Here is a 6,312-nt window from a genome sequence, read left to right as displayed (position 1 = left end):
TTTAACCCTTTTATGCATAGCCGACTAACCATAAAGGCTCCACTATCTAAGGTTTCGTCTCTCGGCAGTCCGTTCTTAAAGCCCAGCGCCTCCTAAGGGATGCCCGGATTGGCTGGGAAGCCTACACTGAACCCAACGGGTCAGTGTAGGAGCTGTCACCAAATTGACAGCTATTTCAGCGGGCAGGTTGTAGATTATCACATGGAAGGTCAACGTTTAAGCTTTAACCAAACCACCTTTAACGAAACCACCTCTAACCCTAAATGAACCTGCCACCTAATCCAGAATTGTCTCTCTACCAGCTGGTTTTAGAAACTCTTGCCTGTCCCGAGTCTCTGACAATCACTCCTGTCACCCTGAAATCCCTAGTCAGAGCAACCTTTGACCTGCTAATTGAGCAAAACATCTCAGCCACAATTTGGGTCAAGCCACAGGGTGAGGGCTGGCACAGAGAAATACAACGGTATCAACAACAAGTTGATGTACCAAAAAAAATTTATCTGTGCCACTGTTTAGGAGATAACTCGGAAGAGGTAGTTAACCTGAACAGAGATTCTCAACTGTTTTCCCTACCATTGGAGACTGAAACTCAAATAAAACAAGAGTATTTCTTACTTATTCTCTGTAAGAACTATAGTAGTTTAATTGTGGCTTGCCAGCCTGAGCTATCGGAATCAGAAAATTTAGCTGATAGTGAACTCAGTCAAACATTATTAGCTGTTTTTACCCTTGAGCAATCAGTAATTCGGCAGTTCTTAGAGGGGTTAAGCAAAGTTATTGGAACCACTACAGCAAAGCAACGCAGCCATTGGGAAACCCTTTTACCTGCCCCTCAAAGCTATAATCATACACTACTAACCCAGTTGTTGGTTAAACAAGTACAACGTACAGAAGAAATTGTTCAGGATACCCTGGCAACACAGCCAATCGGGGAGACTAACCCATCTCCCCCATCCCTGCCAGGGGTTACTGATCCGGTTGTGGTAGGGAAGAATTCCTTATCAAGGGTCGAGCCTTATATGAGTAATGAGATACTTCAGCGAGTGGCTCAGGAATTACGAACACCGATAACGAACATGAAAACTGCCCTGAAGCTGCTGGATGCCTCACACATGAAGCTCGCCCAACGCCAACGCTATATTGGGCTTCTTTATAAAGAATGCGATCGCTTAAATTCCTTAGTGGCTGGATTACTAGAACTGGTTCAGCTAGAGGGTGACCCCCAAACTGATCAAACTTGGCCGTTGCAGCTAGCAGAGATTGTTCCTGGTATTGTCAGCACCTATCAACCCCTTGCCCAAGAAAAAGGCATCCAGCTCGGCTACACCATTCCTGCCAATCTCCCCTCAGTCTTGTTTTCAGAGGTTGGCTTGAGGCATATCGTGATTAATCTATTGCACAACAGTTTAAAGTTTACTCCCGCTGGCGGTAAGGTTAGAGTACAGGCAACTCGTAAGGGCAAGTATGTTCAGCTAATATTTAGTGATACAGGTATTGGCATTGCTGAAAGTGACATACCTAAGATTTTTGACAGTTTTTATCGGGGTAGGTCAACACCTAGGGAAGACCTTGGTGCAGGGATAGGTTTAACCATTGTGCAACAGTTATTACAACGGGGCGGTGGTTCGATTTCAGTAGTTAGTCGATTCGGGCAAGGCTCCCAATTTAAAGTCTTGCTACCAATTGCCTCTGAAACCTAAAAAATCCTCAAGGTAATGGTCAACCAATCCCAGGGAGGGGTGTCTTAGCCAGGTCAGCTAACGGTAAAAATACTGTCATCACCTCACCCTGTTGGGGACGTTGCTTAACAATTAGTTTACCCCCCAACGCCTGGAATAGATTTTTGGTCACATTCAAATTCAAACTGATACTACCGGTTTCTGGCTGGAAAGTCAGCAGCTGACCAAGGGACTTCAATGTCGGGCAATGGTTGTCAGCAATTGTTTCCCGATTAATCTGAGACTGGAATTGTAACTTCAGCTGGTTTCCAGCAGGTGTAACCTGTAACTGGATATGACCCCCTGTTGGAATAGACCGGGTGAAATTTTCCATCAAGCCAGTTAGTACCTGATCTAACAAGGCGGGATGGCTGACCACTGTTGGCAACTGTTGCGGTAAGACTACATCTAGGGTTAAATTACGCCGCTGTGCTTGTTTTTGCCAGCGGGGGATGCTGTTGTGAAAAACCCGAGCCAGAGATATACAGGTCAGGCTAACAGGGGTTTGCTTGGCTGCTGTGGTTTCTAATTCTACTGCCCGGAAAATCAACTCCATGCGGTTGATTTGTTCGCTACACTCATGGTCAATAATTTCTATACGCCGCATGACTTCTGGAGGCAAGTCACGACGTCTAAGCAGTAGTTTAGTCAGGGTGTGAATTGTAGTTAGGGGTGTCCGGATTTCATGGGTCAAAGCTCGGAGCAGCTCAACGTCAGGTGTAGCTTCAGAATTTTCTTTTGGGTGAACAGCAGAGATTCTAGGAAAGCCTCGCGCTTCATTTTTCACCAATCGTTGCCAGTTAGGCTCGCTTCCTTTCTGTTTCTTGGCAAAGGGTGTACTAGAAGACCCATTTTGTGAGTGACTACCAGTTTTGACCGTATCCCTCTGATGCTGAGGTTGTCTTGGCTGAACCATTGTTGACTCGGATATTGTAACCGGTATAGTATGGCTCAGTGCTACTGAAGGCAGTTCTGGTAAATTCTTCAGAAGCCCACGACCAAAGTTCATTACAATGCGGTAATCGGGGGGCTTTGGCACAAATTTTTCGATTAAAGCTTCCAACTGCCTCAGATGATGAGAACTGCTCAGTAATAGTCTACGGCGCAGTGATGCCCAAACACGTTGGATATCTTCTGGATCAAAGGAGAATTGAAAGCCTGGAATGCCAAAGTGGTCTTCCCCAGAGACCATGACTAAGCTAAAGTCTTTGGTAAAAACTAAACAAAACTGCTCGTTAGCTAAGGGGTCTCCTGGAAACAGGGGTAACCTGTAGGTCGTATTTTCTACAAATGGAGTAGTCTCAGGTTGAGCTGGAGGTAGCTGGAAGGGCATAAAAGCCCAGGGATTAAAGGCGTTGTTCGTAAAAATCCCAGTCTCGAAACTTGCCAGTAGCTCTGGATCACTTAAGACTGGAGCAGGACCAGCTAGAATTAATCCTTGCTTCGACGAGTGTTCGGGATTATGGCTTGTTGTTGATCGGTTGCCTGAAACCCCTGGCAACAGCAACTGTTCCAAGGTAGCGATCGCACTTTGCCATTCCCGTTGAGCTTTAGCTGCTGCTGCCCGATGCTTGGGGCTAACACCTTCTCTTGTCCTGTGACTACTAGCACCTACTGAACAAGTGTCAATCACAGTGGCTTGCTCTACTGAAACAGCAACCTTGTCATCGCTTTCAATTAATTCCTGTTGGGATAAAATTTGACTTATACTTGGTAATAACCACCTTGGCACCACAATCCACCCCCGATGCACAGCTAGTGCAGTAATTCAAACTATCAACTCCTTTGATAAAGATGGTAATGTGATTGCTGATAGTTTAAGGATCGTAGAACCGAACTTCTACGTAGCAATTCCCGTTAACCTAGGCATTGGCAAGAAGGAGCTTAAACAGGAATTAACAGTTTTAATCAAGAATATCAAATTTTTCTGGCAAACAAGATAGACTACCTTCCTGCCTCTGTTTTGGTAAGCTAATAGCTAGCGGCTAACAGCTAGCAGCTAAAAGTTGGGGCAATTAATCAAAATATGGCAAAGATCGAGACCAGAACCGAACCCATGGTGATCAACATGGGTCCCCACCATCCCTCCATGCACGGCGTTCTCCGCTTAATTGTCACCCTGGATGGGGAGGATGTGATAGATTGTGAGCCGGTAATTGGCTACCTGCATCGAGGCATGGAGAAAATTGCCGAGAATCGCACTAACATCATGTATGTCCCGTACGTAAGCCGATGGGACTATGCAGCAGGGATGTTCAACGAGGCAATTACAGTCAATGCCCCAGAGAAATTAGCAGATATTCCGGTACCCAAACGTGCCAGCTACATCCGTGTGATCATGCTGGAGTTGAATCGGATTGCCAATCACCTGCTGTGGCTTGGACCATTCCTAGCAGATGTAGGTGCCCAAACCCCATTCTTCTATATCTTCCGGGAAAGGGAGATGATTTATGACCTATGGGAAGCTGCCACTGGACAACGGTTAATTAACAACAACTACTTCCGTATTGGTGGAGTTGCGGTTGACCTACCCTATGGATGGATAGATAAGTGCGAAGACTTCTGTGACTACTTTGACCCTAAAGTTGATGAGTACGAACGGTTAATCACCAACAACCCTATCTTCCGCCGTCGAGTTGAAGGTATCGGTACCATTAGTCGGGATGAAGCCATTAACTGGGGACTTTCTGGCCCAATGCTACGAGGTTCTGGAGTCAAGTGGGACTTACGCAAAGTTGACCACTACGAATGCTACGACGACTTCGATTGGGAAGTACACTGGGAAACCGGGGGTGATTGTTTTGCCCGGTATGTGGTGCGGATTAGGGAAATGCGGGAGTCAGTTAAGATTATCCGTCAAGCCTTAAAAGGACTTCCTGGTGGTCCTTACGAAAACCTAGAAGCCAAGAGGATGGCAGAGGGCCGCAAATCCCAGTGGAACGACTTCGATTATCAGTTCATGGGCAAGAAAATTGCCCCTACCTTCAAGATTCCCAAGGGCGAACACTATGTCCGTCTTGAGTCTGGTAAAGGAGAACTAGGAATTTTCATTATTGGTGATGATAATGTCTTTCCTTGGCGTTGGAAGATTCGTCCAGCCGATTTCAATAACTTACAGATTCTGCCCCATATCCTCACAGGAGTCAAAGTTGCCGATATTATGGCGATTCTCGGTAGTATTGACATCATTATGGGGTCAGTAGACCGTTAAAGTAGCTTAATGCTTTTAGGTAATAGGCTCAATGGCTCTAGGTTTTAGAGTAAGCGGGTTTTGGCAACGTTGATTAGCTCCGCCTCAAGTACGGAAGCTCTCAACTAATCGAGTATTCCTCCTATTCTTTGCTAAGCTAGGAGGAATTTTTGATTTTAGGTGCGCTCTTACCATTAAGAACTAAATTCGCCACGGCTCGCACCTGTTGTAATACTGTGATGTTAAGACAGCATTTAGCTGTCCGGCAAAATTCATCCCACACCTAATTCGCAGCATAGGTGTGGGATAAATTTTGCACAGAGTATGTATGGAATTGCTATAATATATGTACTGATAAACAAAGCCGAAAATGCTGGTTTGTCAGCTATTTAACTAGCGGAAAAATCGAATTTTTGTATTGTTCCGGCGCGGAGGGGCATCCCGTGTCGTCAATAAAGCTTGCCGAGTATCCGAACCGTTGGGTGGAGTTGGCAAGAAGCCCATACTGACCTTACAGGTTCAGTGTGGGAGTATGTCACGGAATTCTAGGAATGTAGCTCCAAAGACTGAAGAGTAAATTGCTGTCTATGAGTGAAAATCCCCCACCTATTAAAGTATTACGTCAGCGCCATGTAGGCTGGGATAAGCCTACCGAGGAAAATCTCAAAACTATTAAAACTATTGAGTTATTATGGAGTAATTTGTTCGAGGCAATTTTTGATCCCACTGAAGATAACTGGTTAGACCATTGGCAAAAGCTATACAAAACGATTTTAGAGCTTTGTTCTGATAACGAAGAGCGCCGCATTACTCTAGTCTACCTAAGCAATGTTAAGGATTTGACAAAAGAAGCTAGGGAATGGAAAATGCTGGTGACTTACCTTGAGAATACTAAAGACTGGGCTAGAAAATCGATTATTAGAGGCTCGTGAACTGTTAAATAAAATAGTCAAAATGGTGACGTTTCCCGTAAGCCACAGGCTCCGTCAAAATTATCTTTGATAAAGTAAAACCTGTAAAGTTAATCACAGCAAGACCGCTATCCCTTCTAAAAACGCTTTCGGGAATACTTTTCTGATAATACTGAGCGCTACATTATGCGCTACCAGTAGCCAAGCTTGAGCTTAGTTATTGCTGCGTTCGCGTAGCGGCTCTTTCAGAGCATCGCAATCCTAATTAATTTGTGAACAAAAACCGGTTGTAATATTCTTCCCCCAACGCCGATCACCCCATCACCCTGTCTAAGCCTCTGGGCAAAATGTTAAGAAGAGTAAACTAGGGCATGTCGTCAGTTAGAGAATTGACAACCAGTCAGTGCAGCTATAGAACTGAGGGGAGTCAGGAAAACTCAACTAAGGAGGAAGTAATGCGTCGGTATGCCTTGCGAGATGATCAGTGGGAGCG

At 45.2% G+C, this 6,312-nt stretch carries 4 protein-coding genes; 3 read left to right on the top strand and 1 reads right to left on the bottom strand.

The window, feature by feature from the left end; translation table 11 throughout:
- Positions 1-263 precede the first annotated feature (263 nt).
- A complete protein-coding gene (locus F6J94_RS28005; RefSeq protein WP_293046390.1) occupies positions 264-1,700 on the top strand; it encodes a DICT sensory domain-containing protein in 1,437 nt (478 codons plus the stop codon).
- A 19-nt stretch (positions 1,701-1,719) separates the two neighbouring features.
- Here the strand turns inward: F6J94_RS28005 and F6J94_RS28000 are convergent, their stop codons facing one another.
- The gene (locus F6J94_RS28000; RefSeq protein WP_367142283.1) at positions 1,720-3,450 is read right to left on the bottom strand and encodes a sensor histidine kinase; all 1,731 of its coding nucleotides are present in this window, start codon (positions 3,448-3,450) and stop codon (positions 1,720-1,722) included.
- A 294-nt stretch (positions 3,451-3,744) separates the two neighbouring features.
- Here F6J94_RS28000 and F6J94_RS27995 point away from each other — a divergent pair, with 294 nt between their 5' ends.
- Together F6J94_RS27995 and F6J94_RS27990 are read left to right on the top strand one after the other, a co-directional pair.
- Complete coding sequence (locus F6J94_RS27995) at positions 3,745-4,929, top strand: NAD(P)H-quinone oxidoreductase subunit H (RefSeq protein ID WP_293046385.1); 1,185 nt, start codon at positions 3,745-3,747, stop codon at positions 4,927-4,929.
- Positions 4,930-5,495: 566 nt separating this feature from the next.
- A complete protein-coding gene (locus F6J94_RS27990; protein ID WP_293020376.1) occupies positions 5,496-5,840 on the top strand; it encodes a hypothetical protein in 345 nt (114 codons plus the stop codon).
- The last annotated feature ends 472 nt before the right edge of the window (positions 5,841-6,312 follow it).

Source organism: Moorena sp. SIO1F2 (genome assembly GCF_010672755.1).
Classification (GTDB): domain Bacteria; phylum Cyanobacteriota; class Cyanobacteriia; order Cyanobacteriales; family Coleofasciculaceae; genus Moorena.
The sequence above is the reverse complement of the archived record's forward strand: the minus strand, read 5'-3'. Positions and strand labels throughout refer to the sequence as shown.

Bases quoted from the DNA above. Each gene is read 5' to 3' on its own strand.
- F6J94_RS28005 (WP_293046390.1), top strand. From the start codon at position 264: ATGAACCTGCCACCTAATCCAGAATTGTCTCTCTACCAGCTGGTTTTA.
- F6J94_RS27995 (WP_293046385.1), top strand. From the start codon at position 3,745: ATGGCAAAGATCGAGACCAGAACCGAACCCATGGTGATCAACATGGGT.
- F6J94_RS27990 (WP_293020376.1), top strand. From the start codon at position 5,496: ATGAGTGAAAATCCCCCACCTATTAAAGTATTACGTCAGCGCCATGTA.